Here is a 17,746-nt window from a genome sequence, read left to right on the forward strand (position 1 = left end):
CACCATTGCGCCCAACAGGTTTAAGAGGAATACCGCGTCCATGAGTGCACTGATCGAAACCCGCGCCCTCACGCGCATGGACGAACGCCGGCAGGTACCGTTGCTGCAGCCCACGGATTTCACCTTGAACCGCGCCGACCGCGTGTCGATCACCGGCGCTTCCGGTTCCGGCAAAAGCGTATTGCTGCGGGCATTGGCGCTGCTGGATGCGCCCACCAGCGGGCAGGTCCTGTGGAACGGCCAGCCGATTGCCAATGCCGAGATTCCCCATTACCGCAGCCATATCAGCTACCTCTCCCAACGCCCCGCGCTGCTCGAAGGCACGGTGGAGGACAACCTGCGCTTTCCCTTCAGCCTCAAGACCCTGCGCCAGCGCCGCTTCGACCCGCAAGCGGTGACCGCGTTGCTGGGGCATGCCGGCAAGGCAGCCGATTTTTTGACCAGGAACGCATTGGACCTCTCGGGCGGCGAGGCCCAGGTGGTCTCGCTGATCCGCACCCTGCAACTCAACCCCGAGGTGCTGCTGCTGGACGAACCCACCGCTGCCCTCGACCCCACCTCATCCCGCGACGTGGAAGTGCTGATCAGCGCCTGGTTTGCCGGCGACAACGCCCGCGCCTATGTCTGGGTGTCCCATGACCTCGATCAGGCGCGGCGCATGAGCGACATCCACTTGCACATGAGTGCCGGCGTGTTGAGCGAGGCGACCCAGCCATGAATTATCAAAACCTCACCGCCCTGGACATGGGCATCGCCGCTTCGCTGATCCTGGTCAACGGTGCGCTCTCCCTGCTGCTGCGCCTGGGCCTGGGCCGCCAGTTGCTGTGGGCGGCGGTGCGTACCGTGGTGCAACTGTTGGCCATCGGTTACCTGCTGGGCTGGGTGTTCGCGTTCGCCTACTGGTATGTGGTGCTGCCGTTGATGGGCGCAATGACCCTGATCGCCGGGCTGTCGGCGGCGGGGCGCGGGCGCAGGACGTACCGTGGGCAAAGGGTCGACAGCATCCTGTCGGTGTGGGGCAGTTCGTGGCTGGTGACGGCAGTGGGTTTGTTTGCGGTGATCCGCATCCACCCGTGGTACGAGCCGCAGTACGCGATCCCGATCCTCGGCATGATCCTCGGTAATACCCTGACCGGCGTGTCCCTGGGGATCGAACGCATGACCCAGGAACTGACCTCGGGGCGCAACACCATCGAGATGATCCTGGCCCTCGGCGGCTCACGCTGGGAGGCGGCGCAGGAAGCGATCCGCCAGGCGGTACGCGCGGGGATGATCCCGACGCTTAACCAGATGACCGTGGTCGGCATCGTCAGCCTGCCCGGCATGATGACCGGCCAGGTGCTGGCGGGGGAAAGCCCGGTGGACGCGGTGCGCTATCAGATCGTGATCATGTTCCTGATTGCCGCGTCGTCGGCGTTGGGTACGGTGGGGGCGGTGTTGCTGACCTATCGGCGGTTGTTTTCCAGGAGCCACCGTTTTTTGCGTGAGCGCTTGCAAGAGCGCTAAGCGTTCATTTGGCGAAGGGGTTTTCTGTGGTGATGGAGGCCCCACCCCGTCTTCGGCGCCGCGCTGTCGCGCAGCAAACTGGGACCTCTGTGGCGAGCGGGCTTGTCGAATCGTCGCACCGCCCGCGTTGGGGTGTGAAGCGCCCCTGATGAAGACAAATGTGGTGTATCAGACACTCCTCTGCGCCTGGTTTTGGGGCTGCTGCGCAGCCCAACGCGGGCGGTGCGACGATTCGACAAGCCCGCTCACCACAAGAATGCGCTCGCCTGAAATTATTTATGCAGGGCTCAAGACTTCAGTGTGAAACTTTAACCCTTTAAAATCAGTGAGTTATTTTAAGTTTGATAAGAGCTGGGGCCGCTTCGCGTCCCAACGGGAGCAAGCGCCCTCGCCACAAGAATCTTGCTGACCAGAAGGGCGCGTCACAGGTTCAAGGCTGATCCACCACGCCAAAATCCAGCACCACCTTCATCGCCTGGGTCTTGTCCGCCGCCAGTTCAAACGCCTGCACCGCCTGCTCAAACGGCAGCGTGTGGGAGATCACCGGGCGTACGTCGATGACCTGGCGATTGAGCAAGTCCACCGCCTGGGCAAACTCGCTGTGGAAGCGGAAGGTGCCGCGCAGGTCGATCTCGCGGCTGACCAGCAGGTTCAGCGGCAGCGACACCTCACCGCCCAAGCCGACCGTGACCAGCACGCCGCGCGGGGCGATGCAGTCCAGGCCGTTACGCAGGGCCTGGGCGCTGCCGGAGACTTCGAACATCACCTCGAAGTAACCCTTCTCGGCGGTGTAGCGCTTGAGCGCGTCGATGCCGTCGGCAATGTTGTGGGTGCGCGTGGCGCCCATTTTTTCCGCGCAGGCCAGGGCGCTGGCGGACAGGTCCACCGCGACGATTTCAGCCGCACCGGCGGCGCGCAGGCCGGCGATCAGCAGGTTGCCGATGGGGCCGCAACCGGTCACCAGCACGCGCTTGCCGAATACCGCGCCGGCCCGTTGGATCGCATGCAACCCCACCGACAGCGGTTCGGCCAGTGCACCTTCGGCGAGGCTGACATGATCGGCCAAAAGATGTGCCTGGTGCGTCTCGATCACCAGGCTCTGGCGAAACGCGCCCTGGACATGCGGGAAGGGCATCGCGCTGCCGTAGAAGCGCATGTCCAGGCAGTGGTTGGGCAGGCCTTGATGGCAATAACGGCAAGCACCGCACGGGCGCGAGGGCGATACGGCAATGCGTTGGCCGACCTTGAACCGGCCGGCGTCGGAGCCCACGGCGTCGATCACTGCCGAGACTTCGTGGCCGAGCACCATCGGCTCGCGCAGGCGCACAGTGCCGAAGCCGCCGTGCTGGTAATAGTGCAAGTCCGAGCCGCAGATGCCGCCGCGGGCGATGCGCACGCGCAGTTGCTCGGGGCCCAGGCTGTGGGGTTCGTCCTGGGGGCTGACCCGCAGGTCTTTTGAGGCGTGGCAGACAATGGCGTGCATAAGGTTCTCCAGGGTTACAGCGACGCGGTGATGCCACCGTCGACATAGAGGATATGACCGTTGACGAAACTCGCGGCATCGCTGGCCAGGAACACTGCCGCACCGGCCAACTCAGCGACGTCGCCCCAGCGTCGGCTCGGCGTACGTTGCACCAGCCAGTCGCTGAATTCGGGGTTGGCCACCAGGTTGGCGTTCAACTCGGTCTTGAAGTAGCCGGGGCCGATACCGTTGACTGTCAGCCCGTGGGGGCCCCAGTCGATGGCCATGCCCTTGGTGAGCATCTTCAACGCACCTTTGCTCGCCGCATACGGCGCGATGCCCGGGCGGCCCAATTCACTTTGCACCGAACAGATATTGATGATGCGCCCACGCTTGCGCGGGATCATTGCCCGCGCCACGGCCTGGCCCACCAGGAAGGCGCTGTCGAGGTTGGTGCTGATCAGTTCGCGCCAGTGCTGCTCGCTGTAGTCTTCCAGCGGCCCACGGCGCTGCATGCCGGCGTTGTTGACCAGGATGTCCAAGGGCCCGAGGCGTTCCTCGATAGCGGCCACGCTGGCCTGGATCGCCGCGCTGTCAGTGACGTCGAAGGCCTCGGCGTGCACCTCCAGGCCCTCGAGGGTCAGCAGCGCGGCGGCGTCGCGCAGGGTGCTGCGGTTACGCCCGTTGAGCACCACTCGCGCACCGGCCTGGGCCAGGCCTCGGGCGATGGCCAGGCCGATACCGGCACTGGAACCGGTGACCAGCGCCAGCCGGCCATCGAGGCGAAAGGTGTCTAGAACGCTTTGCATGGGCATGTTTCTCCGGGCGCGCTTGTGATAATCAAAACAATGGCTGATGGGCTTAACTTCACTCCGGTATAGGGTTCAGGTCCAATGTTCATTTATGATCGGCTGATCAATATCGGTGATAACCGGGGAGGCTCGATGGAGCTCAAGCACTTGCGCGCCTTTGTGGCACTGGCCCAGGAGCTGCATTTCGGCCGGGCGGCGGCGCAGTTGTCGATTGTGCAACCGGCCCTGAGCATGCAGATCAAGCTGCTCGAAACTGGCCTGGGCGTACGCCTGCTGGACCGCAATCGCCACTCGGTGACCTTGACCGATGCCGGTCGGGTGTTCCTGCCCGAAGCCCAGGCGACCCTGCACCAGGCCGCGCGGGCGGCGGAAGCGGCGCGGGCGTCCAACCGGGGGGAAATCGGCCGGGTGCGCCTGGGCTTTGTGTCGTCGGTATTGCCGCACCTGTTGCCCGAGTTGATCCGCACGGTGCATCAGCGCTACCCGCGGATCGAGCTGGAACTCAAGGACATGCCCGGCCCCGATCAAGCCGCCGCGCTGAAGAGTGACCGCCTGGATTTCGGCCTGATGCGCCTGCCCGCCGCCTACCCAGGGGTGCACACCCGCGTGGTGCTGCGCGAGCCGTTCTGCGTGGCCCTGCCGATGGATCATCCGCTGGCCGCACAGGCGTCGATCCAGCCCGGCGACCTGCTCGACGTGCCGGTGTACATCCTTGCGCGGCGCTATGCGCCCGGGTTCTACGACGAATTTATCCAGGCCGTGGGCATCCCTTTGCAGATCGCGTCCGAACTGGGCGAGTTCACCACCATGCTCGCGCTGGTCTGCGCCGGGTTGGGCGTCGGCGTACTGCCGCAGCAGGCCGCGCGGGCGTTGCCGGCCAATTGCGTGTCGCGGCCACTGGCGTTGGGGGCGTTCCAGGCGCGCACGGGGTTGGCCTGGACCACGTTGGACAGTGCGGTGAAGACCACGCTGTTTGCGTTGATCGTCGAACTGTTTGGCGAGTGATTGTTTCACCCGCTGAAATGCTGGATTGTAAAAGCTGGTGATTCCAGTGGTCGGCGCAGCGGTGGAACATGCCGGTGTCAAAACCCCACCCTTTGGAGCCTTACATGTCCCAGCCTGCGATCAAACTCTATGGTTTCCCCTTGTCCGGCCATTCCCATCGGGCCGAGCTGATGCTGTCCCTGCTGGGGTTGCCCAGCGAGTTCATCCTGGTGGACCTCAAGCAAGGCGCGCATAAAAGCGCTGACTTCACTGCGACCATCAACCGTTTCGGCCAGGTCCCGGCGATTGACGACAACGGCACCGTACTGGCGGATTCCAACGCGATCCTGGTCTACCTCGCCACGAAATACGGCAAGGGCCAATGGTTGCCAAGCGACCCGGTGGGGCAGGCGCGCGTACAGCGCTGGCTGTCGGCGGCCGCCGGCGAGCTGCACGCCGGGCCCGCCACCGCACGGCTGGCCGTGGTGTTCGGTGCCGACGTGGATGCGGCGGCGGCGATCAGCCGTGCCCATGGCTTGTTGGCACTGGTGGAGCAGCAACTGAGCGAAACCCGCTTCCTGGCGGGGGAGCAAGCGAGCATCGCCGATATTGCGTTCTACACCTACGTGGCCCATGCGCCGGAAGGCAATGTGTCGCTGGCCGACTACCCTAAGGTGCGCGCCTGGCTTGCCAGCATCGAGGCCTTGCCGGGATTTGTGGGCATGCCGCGTACGGCGGTAGGGTTGCAATCACATTAACGTTGCTGAGGCGCATCGATGGACCGATTTCACGAAATGCAGGTGTTCCTGGCGGTGGCCGAGGAGGAGGGCTTTGCCGCCGCGGCGCGCCGCCTGAACACCTCGCCACCCAGCGTGACCCGGGCCATCGCCGCCATGGAAGCGCGCATCGGCACCCAGCTGCTGGCGCGCACCACCCGCAGCCTGCACCTGACCGAGGCCGGCCAGCGTTACCTCGAAGATTGCCGGCGCATCCTCGCCGAGCTGGACGAAGCCGAAGAAGCGGCGGCGGGCAGTTATTCGATCCCCTGCGGCCACCTCACGGTGACCGCACCGGTACTGTTTGGCGAGTTGTATGTGGCGCCGGTGCTGGGCGAGTACCTCGACCGTTTTCCGCTGGTGAATATCAATGCCTTGCTGGTGGATCGGGTGGTCAACCTGACCGACGAGGGTATCGATGTGGCTGTGCGCATCGGCCATCTGCATGAGCCGGGGCAACAGGCGATCAAAGTGGGCGAGGTACGCCGGGTGGTCTGCGCCTCGCCCGGCTATCTCGACCAGCACGGCCGCCCCCGGCACCCCGGGCAATTGCCTGCGGCGCAGATCGTCGGCCTGTCCTCCAGCCGATTGGTGAGTGAGTGGGCGTTTGTCGACGCCGGCCAGCCGCTGACGGTGCCCATCGAACCGCGGCTGGTGGTCTCGGCGAACAACGCAGCGATCAACCTGGCTCGTCTGGGCTGGGGGGTGACGCGGGTGCTGTCCTATCAGGTCGCGGCGGCGGTGGCGGCCGGTGAGCTGGAAATTGTCCTCGAGGACTTCGAGCCGGCCCCGTTGCCGATCCAGGTGGTGTTCCAGAAAAGCGCGCGCGTGCCGGCCAAGATCCACACCTTTGTGGATTTCCTCAGCCATCGCCTGGGCCAGGACACGGCCTTGAATCCGGCGATGAAGCGGCGCGGTTGATGGAGCGTTATCGCGATATGCAGCTGTTTGCCGCGCTCGCCGAGCAACCGAGCCTGGCCTCGGCCGCACGTGCAGCCCAGGTCTCGGCGCCGACATTGATGCGTGCGATCGCCCGCTTGGAAGCACGCCTGCGCGTACCGTTGCTGCAACGCAGCACGCGGGGTGTCAGCCTTACCGACACGGGCACTGTCTACATGGCCGACTGCGTGCGGCTGCTGGCCGCCGTGGACGCCGCCGAAGCCTCGGCCAACGGCTTGCATGTACAGGTCCAGGGCAATCTGCGGGTGTTCATGCCGTTGCTGTTCAGCCGCTATGTGATGGCGCCGCTGTTGGCCAGCTACATGGATCGTTATCCGGCGGTGCAGCTTACCGCCCACTACCACGACTATTACCCCAACCTGCACGAAGAGGGGCTGGACGTGGCGATCCTGGTCGGCGAGTTGCCCAGCTCCTCACTGATCGCGCGGCCGGTCGGGCACGTGCGGCAGATCCTCTGCGCCAGTCCCGCTTACCTAGCGGCGCACGGCGAACCCCGACACCCGGACGACCTCAAGCGGCATCGCCTGATCGCCACTGCCGACCCGGTGCATTGGGCGTTCCAGGGGTGCCAGCTCAAGGCCCGCGCGCGGCTGAGTTGCGCCACGGTGCAAGGCACGATCAATGCGGCGGTGCAGGGCGCGGGGCTGGTGCGTTGCTTGAGCTATCCGCTGCATGAGCATCTGCTCAGCGGCCAGTTACGCCGCGTCCTGCAGGGCTATGAGCCAGCGCCCCTGCCGGTGCATGTGGTGTACGGCGAAGGGCGCCATGGGCCGATGCGTGTGCGCAGTTTTGTCGATCATTGCGTGGCGGCGCTGCGTGAGCATCCGGCATTTCAGTTGGCGTAACAGTGGATTGCCTGGGCTGGGTATTCTGCGTTTGGCTGGCGAGGCGCAGCATGGGGGCAACCCACTGGAGGTGATCACCATGAACCCTATTGAACAATCCCCCTGGCATGCCGGCGAACGGCAGTTACAAGCAGCGGTCGGCGTGGCCGAGCGCATGGCGGTGGTCGGGCCCAAGGTGATACGCGATCACCTGCCGGAGCAGCATCGGGATTTTTATCCGCTGTTGCCCTACCTGGTGCTTGGCGTGGTGGATGAACAGGGGATTCCCTGGGCGACCCTGATTGAAGGCGCGCCGGGGTTCGTCCACTCTCCCGACCCTTATACGTTGCAGATTGACAGCCTGCCCTCTGCCAGCGACCCGGCCCGCGCCGCCTTGCACAAGGGCGCTGCCGTGGGTCTGCTGGGTATCGACCTCAACACCCGGCGGCGCAACCGCATGAATGGGCGTATCGGCGCGCTCGATCACGAGGGCCTGTCGGTCGACGTGGTGCAGACCTACGGCAATTGCCCCAAATACATCCAGCTGCGGCCGGTCGATGGGATTGCGCGTAAACCCGGCACCCGGGTCGAGCGTCTTGACGGCCTGGACGCCGCTGCCGAAAGCATGATCCGCAACGCCGACACCTTCTTCGTCGCCAGCTACGTGGAGGTCGACGGCGAACGCTCGGTGGACGTCTCCCATCGCGGCGGTAATACCGGCTTCGTGCGCGTGGAGGGCGACGTGCTGACCATCCCGGACTTTGCCGGCAACCTGTTCTTCAACACCCTGGGCAACCTGGCGGCCAACCCGGTGGCGGGGCTGCTGTTTATCGACTTTGAAACGGGGGATGTGCTGCAGATCGCCGGGCATACCTCGCTGATCCTCGACGGCCCTGAAGTCGCCCGCTTCGAGGGCGCGCAGCGGCTCTGGACGGTGACCGTGGACCACGTGGTCCGCCGCCCGGCGGCGTTGGCGTTGCGCTGGCAGTTCGCGGAGTTTTCGCCGTTCAGCCTGGCGATGGGCGGTTGGTAGCGTCAGCGTATTTATCACGGCCTGTTGAAGAGCAAGCAGGGGAACTCCCTCTGTGGTGAGCGGGCTTGTCCCGCGTTGGGCTGCGCAGCGGCCCTAATCACTTCCACATGATGGGAGTTCGGGCTTCCACACCCCTTCTCTGAATGTGCAGCGACCCGCGAAGGGCGGCGGCGAGGTTGATCAGACGCAACCCGAAAGCTGCGTAAGAGCGGTCCGATGGACCTGCTCATCTTCATCACCCAAAGTCCTCTCCTGGAGACGTAAGACTTTTAACGTTAGCCTTGCACTTCTACCGACAACAAGGACTCGTCATGCAACCCAAGGTCATCAATCCCAAGAGCGTATTCAACTCCCTGCAATACGGCTTCAGCCAAGCCATCGAAGTGCCTGATGGCCGGCGTATTCTGCTTTCCGGCCAGGTAGGTGTGGATGCCCAGGAGCGTACGGTCGGTCCAGGCATTGCCGAGCAAACCGATACGGCGTTGGACAATATCGAAAAAATCCTGGCCGAGGTCGAGGGTGACTTGTCCCATGTGGTAATGCTGCGGCTGTATATCGTCGAATCCGCACGTGATCAGCAGGAGCTCATCGCCCAGGCGCTGCGTGAGCGCTTCCCCCATAACCCGCCGCCGTCGTCCTGGATTATTGTCAGTGGGCTTTCGTTGCCGGAGTGGTTGATCGAAATCGAGGCGGAGGCGGTGATTTCACCGAAATAAGGCCACAACAAGCATGTTCACGCGAAAACCTGTTTGCCATGATCCAGCGGCTCACTGTCCCCACGCCACGCCCAGCGCGGTACAAGCACACTCGATACACAGCTATCAGCGTGACGCAGGGATAAACGCCACACTGCCCTCGTCACGCTTCTGAAACAACCGCTCGCCATTGTCCGGCTGGGTCGTGATCACCTGATGATCCGCACCCAGATACGCCAGCGGCGTCGGATCATCCTTGGAAAACTGCGCGACGATGATCGTACGGTGCGGGTCGAAGGTCTGGCCGCTGGTTTTTTCCAGCCAGGCCATGAAGGCGGCGGTGTGACCCTGGCGGGGAAAGTCCTGGGTCTCGGCGATGTAGTAGAACGGCTTGCCGCCATTTTGCAGGTACATCGGGACCTTGTTGTCGACTTCCACCAGCACCATTTGCCATTGGTTCCAGGGTGCGCTTTTCACGGCCTCGGCTTGCACATCCTCGGCGAAGCGGGTCACGCCGCCGTTGCCGTTGGACCAGGGATAGGCCACGCCGAGGATCAACAGCATGAGTGCGGCAGCGATCCCCAGACCTTTCTGCCAGCGCGGCCAACTGGCGGGCTTTTTCAACACGCGTTCACTCAGCCACCACGCCGCCAGCAACTGGGCAAACGGCACCAGCGGCAGTACGTAGTAGCTGCGCCGGCTGCCGCTGGCGGTAAAGAACACAAACAGCAGGCCCAGGCCCCACACCAGCCAGCGCACGTTCGGCGGGGTGTGACGCCAGTGCCGCACGGCCAGCCACAGGCCCAGCAGCCAGCACGGCGTCCAGGGCAGGGTGTAGGCGGGCAGGTAGATCAGGTAGGTGTAGATCGGCCCCATATGGTCGAACGGGTCGAAGAAACGCACCACGTTTTCCCGGAATACCAAGGCCAGGCCGCTCGCGCCATAGGCCGGTGCGCCGTAGACGTGCGACAGCACGAACGGCACGGCGTACACCGCGGCGGCGATCAGTACGGCCAAAAGCAGGCGCAGGTTGAGGTGGCGCTTGTAGCGCTGTTCGCCGAGCAGGTGCGGCAACAGCACCAGACCGGGCAGCACGAAGCCGATCAGGCCCTTGAACAACGACGTCAGGGCCAGCAACAGGAAAAACACCGTGTAGCGCCACAGCCGTGTGTCGTCGGGGCCGCGCCAATACCAGGCGACGGCCGCCAGCACGCCGCACACGGTGAGCACATCCGCCGTGGCCACGCGGGCCCAGAACAGGAAGTAGAACGTGGTGGCGAGCATCCAGCCGGCGATCAGCCCCGTGCCCTTGCGGAACAAACGTTCGCCGATCAAGTACACCAGCCACACACTCAACCACGCGCCGATCACCGATGGCAGGCGCAACGACCAGGGCCCGAGGCCCCCCGCCAGGTGGGCCGCGCCAGTGATCAGCCAGTAGGAGGGCAGGGGTTTGTCGTAATAGGGCACGCCCTTGAGATAGGGATCGAAATAGTCACCGCTCTGCAGCATCTGCAAGGCGATATTCGCCCAGCGGGTTTCCGGGCCCCACAGGTCACGTGCGCCCAGGCCGGTGAGCAGCAGCAGGGCCGAGACGCCGAGCAACAGCAGCAGGGCGCCGCGTTCGGTCTTGAAATAACCCGGCATCATGGCGCCTGCGGGTAGAGGATAAGTTCCAGGTAGCCCTTGTAGTAGCGTTTGCCTCCGGGCGGCAATTGCCCGGCCTCGCGCATTTCACTGGTGCTGTTGACCCGCAGCAGCACGCCGACCGAGCCGTGCTGGCGCGCGTCCTTGAGCCAGCCCTGAACCTGTTCCAACTCCACTTTGCGTGTGACCGCACCGGCGTACTGCAAGCCGTAGCGCAACTCGCCTTCGGTGTCATACAGCGCCACGTCGGGTCGTTGCAGGCGCCAGGCCAAGGCGCTGGCGCTTTCCAGTTCATTGCTCAGCAGCGCGTGGGTGTGCTGCAACTCATCCAGATGCTCCAGCACAAATTGGTCGGGCATTTCGTTATCGGCGATGTAGGCCGGCATGCTTGACGGCAGCAGCACTACCAGCAGGCCGATGCCCAAGGCCGGCATCGCCCACAGCGTCAGCGGCCGCACGCTTTGCAGCAGGTTGGCAAGGATCCAGCCCAGCAGCACGATAAACGCCAGGGACAGGCTGAACATCTCGGCATGGCTGTTGCTGTACAGCGGCCGGGCGATTTGCAGGTAGATCAGCCCGACCATGGCGGCCATGCCGATCACGAAGTTGAGCAGGCCATTGAGGCGCAGGGTGCGGGTTTTGCCCTGGCTGACCAGCTCGCTCAGGGTATGCCCCATCAGCAATGCGAGGGGCAGCAGGCACGGCATGATGTAGGTCGGCAGCTTGCCGTTGCTCAGGCTGAACAAGCCCAGGGGCAGCAGCAGCCACAGGGCCAGGAAGGCGATCGCCGGTTGGCGCTTTTCTTTCCAGGCCTGGTACAGGGTGTCGGGCAGCAGCCCGGCCCACGGCAGGCAAGCCACCGCCATGATCGGCAGGAAGAACCACCAGGGTCGCACGTGCTGCGCGTTGTCGGCGCTGAAGCGGCGGATGTGTTCATTCCAGAAAAAGAAGCGCCAGAAATCCGGTTCCTGGTTGTGGATCGCCAACACCCAGGGCAAGCACACCAGCACGGCCACGCCGATGGCCAGCGGGCCATACCGCAGCAACTCGCCCAGGCGCCGTTGCCAGAGCATATAGGGCACGGCGATCAGCACCGGCAGCGCCCACGCCAGGAAACCCTTGGTCATGAACCCCATGGCACACGCAAATCCCAGCACGGCCCAGGCGCCCAGGCGGCTGCGCAGGGTGCTGCTGTCGAGGGCAAACCACAGCGCCACCAGGCTCAGGTTGACCCACAGGGTGAATTGCGGATCGAGGTTGGAATACCCCGCCTGCCCGGCCACCAGGCCAAAGCTCAGGTAGAGCAGGGCGCAGGCGAAGCTTTTGCGCGGGTCGTTCCACAGGCGACGGGCGATCAGGTAAGCGAGCAGCACGCTCAAGCCGGTGGTCAGCGCCGAGGCGATGCGCACGCCGAACAGGTTCTGGCCAAACACGGCCTGGCCCAGGGCGATCAGCCAGTAACCGGCGGCCGGTTTTTCGAAATAGCGGATGCCCATGAAGTGCGGCGCCACCCAGTTGCCGCTCAGGAGCATTTCCTGGCTGATCTGGGCGTAGCGGGTTTCATCCGGTATCCACAAACCGTGCAGGCCCAGTGGCAACAGATAAAACGCGACGAAGGCCAGCAAGAGTACCGGCAGGGGGTTCAGGCGAGTCATGAAAACGTCGCTCCTTGACGTCTGATGGTGTTTTTTTCAATTAATGAAGTAATGGTGAAAGTCGTCACGGCGTTCACTAAATAACAGGAAATAGTCATAACGACCTTAATTAAGGACGCAACTAAACATGCCAGAACAGGGCTGTCTTTTTGCTGAACATAAGCCGTAGTGGCGGGAAGGGAATGACGTGGATTTATTTAAGCGCGGCAGGCCAGTCCTGGTTTTTCATGATGCCCAGGGCCTTGAACTTGCCGTTGGCCAGCACCTGCACGAACAGCGCGCTGCCGTACTCGGAAAACTTGGCGTGGGGGAAGCCCAGGGCGGTTTCAAAGTCGGCGATGCAACCGCTGTGGGTGACGAATACGAGGTTGCGTCCAGCCTGTTTGTGGCCGAGCAGTTCTTCACCCATGGCCTTGCCGCAGACGGCTTGTTCGCTGGAGGTCATGTCGGTTTTGCCGAACATGAAACGCGAGGTCTGGGCCGTGCGAATGGCGGGGCTTGAGAGTACGTCGGTGCCGTCCATACCCAGGGATTTAAAGGCTTTCCCCAGGTTTTCGGCGTGTTGGCTGCCATTGATCGTCACGCCTTCCACCGGGCCCAGGCACGGGTTGCTCGAACGGTCGCAGCGCTCTTCATGACGCACCAGTACGATCAGGTCGCCGTCGCGCCACAGCGGCAGCACCTGGGACGTCAGCAGGCGGTTGCCCACGCCGAGGTCCCGTGGGGAGGTCGGCCAGAACAGCGCGCAAGTGAGCAGCACGGCGACCACCGTAAGCCCGAGCCAACGCGGTTTGAGGCGCTTGAAAAAGGCTCGGCGCGAGCGTGGTTTAATCAGGGTAAGGTCAACCACTACATTCACCATGGTCACTATCGGCTGTGTTGTATTAATTAGGCGCAACTTGTCGGCAAGTGCCCGAAGTGAAGCGCGAGGCTGTCACAGGGTGGCTGTCTTTTCGCTGAACATGCTGCGGTTAAAAGTTGCCAGGCGTGGCAACTAATAAGTTGTCGACGAGTGACGCTTGGCCGGCAATTTAAAGTGCGGTGGGTGGGCGGCCGGTGAAAACCATGTGAAAAATTTGCGTGGCCTTGATCCTCAGCCGTTATTCTCGATTGCCAGCCATCCGATGAGTGTTCCCATGTTGCAGGTGCAAGGTGTCTTCAAAAGCTACGCCACCCCCCAGGGCCCGTTGGCGGTACTGGCGGGGGTCGACCTGCACCTGGGGGGGCGCAGCAGCCTGGCGTTGATGGGTGAGTCCGGCAGCGGCAAGAGCACCCTGCTGCACTTGGTTGCCGGGCTTGATCGGGTGGACGGCGGCAGCATCCAGGTGGGTGAGCAGCGCCTTGACCAGATGAGCGAGGCGCAACTGGCCCACTGGCGGCGCACTGAGATTGGCCTGGTGTTCCAGCAGTTCAACCTGATCGGCAGCTTGCGCGTCGACGACAACCTGGCGTTCCAGGCCCGCCTGGCGGGGCGTTTTGACCCGCAGTGGCAGGCGCAATTGGTCGAACGCCTGGGCCTGGTGGACTTGCTCAAGCGTTACCCGGAACAACTCTCGGGCGGCCAGCAGCAACGGGTGGCGGTCGGGCGGGCGTTGGCCTCGCGCCCGGGTTTGCTGTTGGCCGACGAGCCCACCGGCAACCTCGACGAAGCCACCAGCGACGAGGTCCTGCAACTGCTGCTGGACCTGCTGCGCGACAGTCCCACCAGCTTGTTGATGGTCACTCACAGCCCACGCATCGCCGCCCGACTGGACCGGCAAGTGGTGCTGCATCATGGACAGGTCATGCCGACGTGAGGGTGTTTTACTGGACCTTGCGTGCCTTGCTCAGCCATTGGCGACGCCATCCGGTGCAGTTCTTCAGCGTGCTCACCGGCCTGTGGCTGGCCACCGCGCTGCTGACCGGGGTGCAGGCCCTCAACAGCCAGGCCCGCGACAGTTACGCGCGCGCCAGCCAATTGATCGGCGGCGAACCCCAGGCCAGCCTCAGTGCGCCGGACGCCGCCAGTTTCCCGCAAACGCTGTTTGCCCAACTGCGTCGTGCCGGGTGGCCGGTGTCGCCGGTGGTGCAGGGGCGGCTGCAACTCAAGGGGCATGAGGACGTGCGCCTGCAGTTGATGGGCATCGAACCACTGTCGTTGCCCGGCAGCGGCGCGGTGGCGGGGCAGCGCCTGAGCCAGGCGCAGATGCTGGCTTTCTTTGAACCGCCGGGGCGTACCTGGATTGCGCCGCACACCTTGCAGGCCCTGGGGCTGCGCGAGGGCCAGCAACCGCTCACGCTGAATGGGCAGCGCCTGCCGCCATTGCAAGTCCAGGCGGATATGGCGCCCGGCCTGTTGCTCACCGATATCGGGTTTGCCCAGGCGCTGCTGGAGATGCCCGGCCAGCTCTCGCGCCTGCTGGTAGACAAGGCCTTCGCCGCTCGCCATCCCACACCGCCCGCCGGGCTGCAGCTCAAGCAGGGCGAGGAGAATAACCTCGCGCGGCTGACCGAGAGCTTTCACCTGAACCTTGATGCATTGGGTTTCCTGTCGTTTGTGGTGGGGCTGTTTATCGTGCATGCGGCCATCGGCCTGGCCCTGGAGCAACGGCGCGGGTTGTTGCGCACCTTGCGCGCCTGTGGGGTGAGTGCGCGGATGTTGATCCTCGGCCTGGGGGTGGAGCTGGGGGCGTTGTCGCTGTTGGGGGGCGTGCTCGGCGTCGCCAGTGGTTACCTGCTGGCCAGCCTGTTGCTGCCGGATGTGGCCGCCAGCCTGCGTGGCTTGTATGGCGCCGAGGTGCCGGGCCAATTGAGCTTGAGTCCCTGGTGGTGGGCGGCAGGGTTGGGCTTGAGCCTGCTCGGCGCCTTGCTTGCCGGCGCCAGCAGCCTATGGCGCGCGGCGCGTTTGCCGTTGCTGGCGCTGGCCAACGCCCAGGCCTGGCACGAGGCCCATGGGCGCTGGTTGCGGCGCCAGGGCTGGGTCGCGGCTACGGCCTTGCTGATCGCGTTGTTGGCGTTATGGCTGGGCGACAGCCTGGCCGCCGGTTTTGTGTTGATGGCGGCCTTGCTGCTCGGTGCCGCCCTGGGCCTGCCGGTGCTGCTCAATGGCCTGTTGGAGGCGCTGCTGGGGCGCAGCCGTTCGGTCCTCGGCCAGTGGTTCCTGGCTGACTGCCGCCAACAATTGCCGGCCCTGAGCCTGGCATTGATGGCGCTGCTGTTGGCCCTGGCCGCGAATATCGGCGCGGGCTCCATGACCTCGGGCTTTCGTCACACGTTCAATAACTGGCTGGAGCAACGCCTCACCGCCGAGCTGTACCTCAACCCGCAAAACCCGGCCCAGGCAGAGCAACTCAGCGCCTGGCTGGCGCAGCAACCGTTGGTGCAAACCGTGTTGCCCACCTGGCAGGTCGCGGTGCAATTGCAGGGTTGGCCGGCGGATCTGTTTGGCGTGGTCGACGACCCGACCTATCGCCAGCACTGGCCGTTGCTGGAAGCGGCGAGGGCGCCGTGGGACCAGTTGCAGCAAGGCGAGACCCTGATGCTCAGCGAGCAACTGGCGCGGCGGCTCGGGGTGACGCTGGGTGATACGGTGAGCATTCCCACGCCCCAGGGGGTGTGGTCGCCCACCGTAGTGGGGGTGTACGCCGATTACGGCAACCCCAAGGGCCACGTGCTGGTCAATTCCCGGCACCTGCTGGCCCACTGGCCGACACTGGCACCGGCGCGTTTCAACCTGCGGGTGCTGCCGCAGGACGTGGCGCCGCTGGTGGCTGAAGTGCAGCGCGCCTTTGCCCTGGAAGACAGCCGTATCGTCGATCAACAGCAACTCAAGGGCTGGTCGAGCCAGGTGTTCGAGCGCACCTTCGCCGCCACCGCCGCGCTCAACAGCCTGACCTTGGGCGTGGCCGGCGTAGCGCTGTTCATCAGCCTGCTGACCCAGAGCCAGAGCCGCCTCGGTCAACTCGCCCCGCTGTGGGCATTGGGGGTGACGCGCAGGCAATTGATGCTGCTGAACCTGGGGCAAACCTGGCTGCTGGCGGTGCTCACGCTGCTGCTGGCATTGCCCCTGGGGCTGTTGCTGGCGTGGTGCCTGGACGCGGTGATCAACGTGCAGGCCTTTGGTTGGCGGCTGCCGTTGCAAGTGTTCCCGTGGCAGCTCGCACAATTGCTGGGGCTGGCGATGTTGGCCACGTTGTTGGCGTCGGCCTGGCCCCTATGGCAGCTGTACCGCAGCCGTCCGGCGGATTTGTTGAGGACGTTTGCCCATGAAGATTAGGGCGTTGATGTGTGCGTTATTACTGCTGGCGGCCTGCGACAAAGTCCCCGCGCCCCAGGAAAGCTTCGCCGGCCTGGGCAGTGACGCCGCCGACTTTGCCCAGGTGCTGCCCGGCAAGGTCTTCAGCTTTCCCGAAGACCACGGCTCCCACGATGGCTTTCGGATCGAGTGGTGGTACGTCACCGCCAATCTCAAGGACGCCCAGGGCAATGTGTTCGGCGTGCAATGGACGTTGTTTCGCAACGCCCTCAAGGCTGGGCCGACGCAGGCGGGCTGGCACGACTCGACCGTATGGCTCGGCCACGCCGCCGTCACCTCCGCCACCCGCCACTACGCTGCCGAACGCTTCGCCCGCGGCGGCGTCGGCCAGGCCGGGGCGCAGGCAGTGCCGTTCAACGCCTGGATCGACGACTGGAATTTCGCCAGCCAGCCCGGTGCCGCGAGCGCCTTGGCGGACATGCAACTCAAGGCCAGCGGTGCGCAATTTGCCTACGACCTGCGCCTCACCTCCAGCCGGCCATTGGTGTTGCAAGGCGACAACGGCTACAGCCGCAAATCCGATCAGGGCCAGGCGTCGTACTACTACAGCCAGCCGTTTTTTACCGCCGAGGGCGATGTCAGCATCGACGGTAAGACGTACCAGGTCAGCGGCCCCGCGTGGCTCGACCGCGAATGGAGCAGCCAACCGCTGACCGCCAGCCAGACCGGCTGGGACTGGTTCTCCCTGCACCTGGACCGTGGCGAGCAGTTGATGCTGTTTCGGGTGCGGCAAACCGACGGCGCGTCCTACCTGACCGGCACCTGGATCGACCGCGAAGGCCACACCCAGACCCTGCACAACGCCGACATCCAACTGGCACCGCTGGACACCACGGCGATCGACGGTCGCCAGATTCCCACACGCTGGTCGCTGAAAATTCCCGGCAAGCAGCTGGATATCACCACCCAGGCCGTCAACCCCAAGGCCTGGATGAACCTGAGTATTCCGTATTGGGAAGGGCCGGTGCGGTTTGAGGGTGGGGTGGGGTACCTGGAGATGACCGGGTATTAGATGAAGAAATTTCCTACAAAAATACTGGACATACATACAGTTGTTGGCTAGATTCCATCCCAGGTGACCGGATGTCACCTGACCTT

The 17,746-nt window shown here is 64.3% G+C and carries 16 protein-coding genes; 11 read left to right on the forward strand and 5 right to left on the reverse strand.

Going from position 1 to position 17,746, the window contains the following annotated elements; all coding sequences use genetic code 11:
- The first annotated feature begins 40 nt into the window (after window positions 1–40).
- Both C8K58_RS19990 and fetB read left to right on the forward strand, forming a co-directional pair.
- Window positions 41–718 carry an ATP-binding cassette domain-containing protein gene (locus tag C8K58_RS19990; RefSeq protein WP_027606139.1) on the forward strand — a complete coding sequence of 226 codons (678 nt, stop codon included), beginning with the start codon at window positions 41–43 and terminating at the stop codon, window positions 716–718.
- Entirely contained in the window at window positions 715–1,506 is a 792-nt protein-coding gene (fetB, locus tag C8K58_RS19995) for an iron export ABC transporter permease subunit FetB (RefSeq protein WP_027606140.1), read from the forward strand. Before C8K58_RS19990 ends, fetB begins: the two co-directional genes overlap by 4 nt.
- Before the next feature lie 430 nt (window positions 1,507–1,936).
- Here fetB and C8K58_RS20000 read toward each other — a convergent pair whose 3' ends face one another.
- Window positions 1,937–2,989, reverse strand: a complete 1,053-nt coding sequence (locus C8K58_RS20000; RefSeq protein WP_027606141.1) for an L-idonate 5-dehydrogenase — start codon at window positions 2,987–2,989, stop codon at window positions 1,937–1,939.
- A 14-nt stretch (window positions 2,990–3,003) separates the two neighbouring features.
- A complete protein-coding gene (locus C8K58_RS20005; RefSeq protein ID WP_108574178.1) occupies window positions 3,004–3,777 on the reverse strand; it encodes a glucose 1-dehydrogenase in 774 nt (257 codons plus the stop codon).
- A 135-nt stretch (window positions 3,778–3,912) separates the two neighbouring features.
- On the opposite strand from C8K58_RS20005, the gene C8K58_RS20010 reads away from it, so the two are divergent.
- The 6 genes from C8K58_RS20010 to C8K58_RS20035 all read left to right on the forward strand — a co-directional run bounded on the left by C8K58_RS20010 (window position 3,913) and on the right by C8K58_RS20035 (window position 9,073).
- Window positions 3,913–4,785, forward strand: coding sequence for a LysR family transcriptional regulator (locus C8K58_RS20010; RefSeq protein WP_108574227.1), 873 nt, complete (start codon window positions 3,913–3,915; stop codon window positions 4,783–4,785).
- Between the two features lie 104 nt (window positions 4,786–4,889).
- The gene (locus C8K58_RS20015; protein ID WP_027606144.1) at window positions 4,890–5,522 is read left to right on the forward strand and encodes a glutathione S-transferase family protein; all 633 of its coding nucleotides are present in this window, start codon (window positions 4,890–4,892) and stop codon (window positions 5,520–5,522) included.
- Window positions 5,523–5,540: 18 nt separating this feature from the next.
- Window positions 5,541–6,461, forward strand: coding sequence for a LysR family transcriptional regulator (locus C8K58_RS20020; RefSeq protein ID WP_098479089.1), 921 nt, complete (start codon window positions 5,541–5,543; stop codon window positions 6,459–6,461).
- Complete coding sequence (locus tag C8K58_RS20025; protein ID WP_092354683.1) at window positions 6,461–7,345, forward strand: LysR family transcriptional regulator; 885 nt, start codon at window positions 6,461–6,463, stop codon at window positions 7,343–7,345. The genes C8K58_RS20020 and C8K58_RS20025 overlap by 1 nt, the downstream gene beginning before the upstream one ends.
- Before the next feature lie 79 nt (window positions 7,346–7,424).
- Window positions 7,425–8,357, forward strand: a complete 933-nt coding sequence (locus tag C8K58_RS20030; RefSeq protein WP_098479981.1) for a pyridoxamine 5'-phosphate oxidase family protein — start codon at window positions 7,425–7,427, stop codon at window positions 8,355–8,357.
- Window positions 8,358–8,668: 311 nt separating this feature from the next.
- On the forward strand, window positions 8,669–9,073 hold the full coding sequence (locus C8K58_RS20035; protein WP_092354680.1) for a RidA family protein: 405 nt from the start codon (window positions 8,669–8,671) through the stop codon (window positions 9,071–9,073).
- A gap of 105 nt (window positions 9,074–9,178) precedes the next feature.
- Here the strand turns inward: C8K58_RS20035 and C8K58_RS20040 are convergent, their stop codons facing one another.
- The 3 genes from C8K58_RS20040 to C8K58_RS20050 all read right to left on the reverse strand — a co-directional run bounded on the left by C8K58_RS20040 (window position 9,179) and on the right by C8K58_RS20050 (window position 13,216).
- Window positions 9,179–10,699, reverse strand: coding sequence for a glycosyltransferase family 39 protein (locus C8K58_RS20040; protein ID WP_027606150.1), 1,521 nt, complete (start codon window positions 10,697–10,699; stop codon window positions 9,179–9,181).
- Window positions 10,699–12,354 carry a lipid IV(A) 4-amino-4-deoxy-L-arabinosyltransferase gene (arnT, locus tag C8K58_RS20045; protein WP_098479091.1) on the reverse strand — a complete coding sequence of 552 codons (1,656 nt, stop codon included), beginning with the start codon at window positions 12,352–12,354 and terminating at the stop codon, window positions 10,699–10,701. The genes C8K58_RS20040 and arnT overlap by 1 nt, the downstream gene beginning before the upstream one ends.
- Before the next feature lie 193 nt (window positions 12,355–12,547).
- A complete protein-coding gene (locus C8K58_RS20050; protein WP_108574179.1) occupies window positions 12,548–13,216 on the reverse strand; it encodes a histidine phosphatase family protein in 669 nt (222 codons plus the stop codon).
- A 274-nt stretch (window positions 13,217–13,490) separates the two neighbouring features.
- On the opposite strand from C8K58_RS20050, the gene C8K58_RS20055 reads away from it, so the two are divergent.
- Genes C8K58_RS20055 through C8K58_RS20065 form a run of 3 tightly spaced genes read left to right on the forward strand, consistent with a single transcriptional unit; the run spans window position 13,491 to window position 17,660 of the window.
- Window positions 13,491–14,150 carry an ABC transporter ATP-binding protein gene (locus C8K58_RS20055; RefSeq protein ID WP_108574180.1) on the forward strand — a complete coding sequence of 220 codons (660 nt, stop codon included), beginning with the start codon at window positions 13,491–13,493 and terminating at the stop codon, window positions 14,148–14,150.
- Window positions 14,147–16,609, forward strand: coding sequence for an FtsX-like permease family protein (locus tag C8K58_RS20060; RefSeq protein WP_108574181.1), 2,463 nt, complete (start codon window positions 14,147–14,149; stop codon window positions 16,607–16,609). The genes C8K58_RS20055 and C8K58_RS20060 overlap by 4 nt, the downstream gene beginning before the upstream one ends.
- Complete coding sequence (locus C8K58_RS20065; protein ID WP_108574182.1) at window positions 16,599–17,660, forward strand: lipocalin-like domain-containing protein; 1,062 nt, start codon at window positions 16,599–16,601, stop codon at window positions 17,658–17,660. Before C8K58_RS20060 ends, C8K58_RS20065 begins: the two co-directional genes overlap by 11 nt.
- Window positions 17,661–17,746 lie beyond the last annotated feature (86 nt).

This window comes from Pseudomonas sp. GV047 (assembly GCF_003058245.1).
Classification (GTDB): Bacteria; Pseudomonadota; Gammaproteobacteria; order Pseudomonadales; family Pseudomonadaceae; genus Aquipseudomonas; species Aquipseudomonas marginalis.

Coding starts and splice junctions, on each gene's coding strand:
- C8K58_RS19990 (WP_027606139.1), top strand. CDS start 41: ATGAGTGCACTGATCGAAACCCGCGCCCTCACGCGCATGGACGAACGC.
- fetB (WP_027606140.1), top strand. CDS start 715: ATGAATTATCAAAACCTCACCGCCCTGGACATGGGCATCGCCGCTTCG.
- C8K58_RS20000 (WP_027606141.1), bottom strand. CDS start 2,989: ATGCACGCCATTGTCTGCCACGCCTCAAAAGACCTGCGGGTCAGCCCC.
- C8K58_RS20005 (WP_108574178.1), bottom strand. CDS start 3,777: ATGCAAAGCGTTCTAGACACCTTTCGCCTCGATGGCCGGCTGGCGCTG.
- C8K58_RS20010 (WP_108574227.1), top strand. CDS start 3,913: ATGGAGCTCAAGCACTTGCGCGCCTTTGTGGCACTGGCCCAGGAGCTG.
- C8K58_RS20015 (WP_027606144.1), top strand. CDS start 4,890: ATGTCCCAGCCTGCGATCAAACTCTATGGTTTCCCCTTGTCCGGCCAT.
- C8K58_RS20020 (WP_098479089.1), top strand. CDS start 5,541: ATGGACCGATTTCACGAAATGCAGGTGTTCCTGGCGGTGGCCGAGGAG.
- C8K58_RS20025 (WP_092354683.1), top strand. CDS start 6,461: ATGGAGCGTTATCGCGATATGCAGCTGTTTGCCGCGCTCGCCGAGCAA.
- C8K58_RS20030 (WP_098479981.1), top strand. CDS start 7,425: ATGAACCCTATTGAACAATCCCCCTGGCATGCCGGCGAACGGCAGTTA.
- C8K58_RS20035 (WP_092354680.1), top strand. CDS start 8,669: ATGCAACCCAAGGTCATCAATCCCAAGAGCGTATTCAACTCCCTGCAA.
- C8K58_RS20040 (WP_027606150.1), bottom strand. CDS start 10,699: ATGCCGGGTTATTTCAAGACCGAACGCGGCGCCCTGCTGCTGTTGCTC.
- arnT (WP_098479091.1), bottom strand. CDS start 12,354: ATGACTCGCCTGAACCCCCTGCCGGTACTCTTGCTGGCCTTCGTCGCG.
- C8K58_RS20050 (WP_108574179.1), bottom strand. CDS start 13,216: ATGGTGAATGTAGTGGTTGACCTTACCCTGATTAAACCACGCTCGCGC.
- C8K58_RS20055 (WP_108574180.1), top strand. CDS start 13,491: ATGTTGCAGGTGCAAGGTGTCTTCAAAAGCTACGCCACCCCCCAGGGC.
- C8K58_RS20065 (WP_108574182.1), top strand. CDS start 16,599: ATGAAGATTAGGGCGTTGATGTGTGCGTTATTACTGCTGGCGGCCTGC.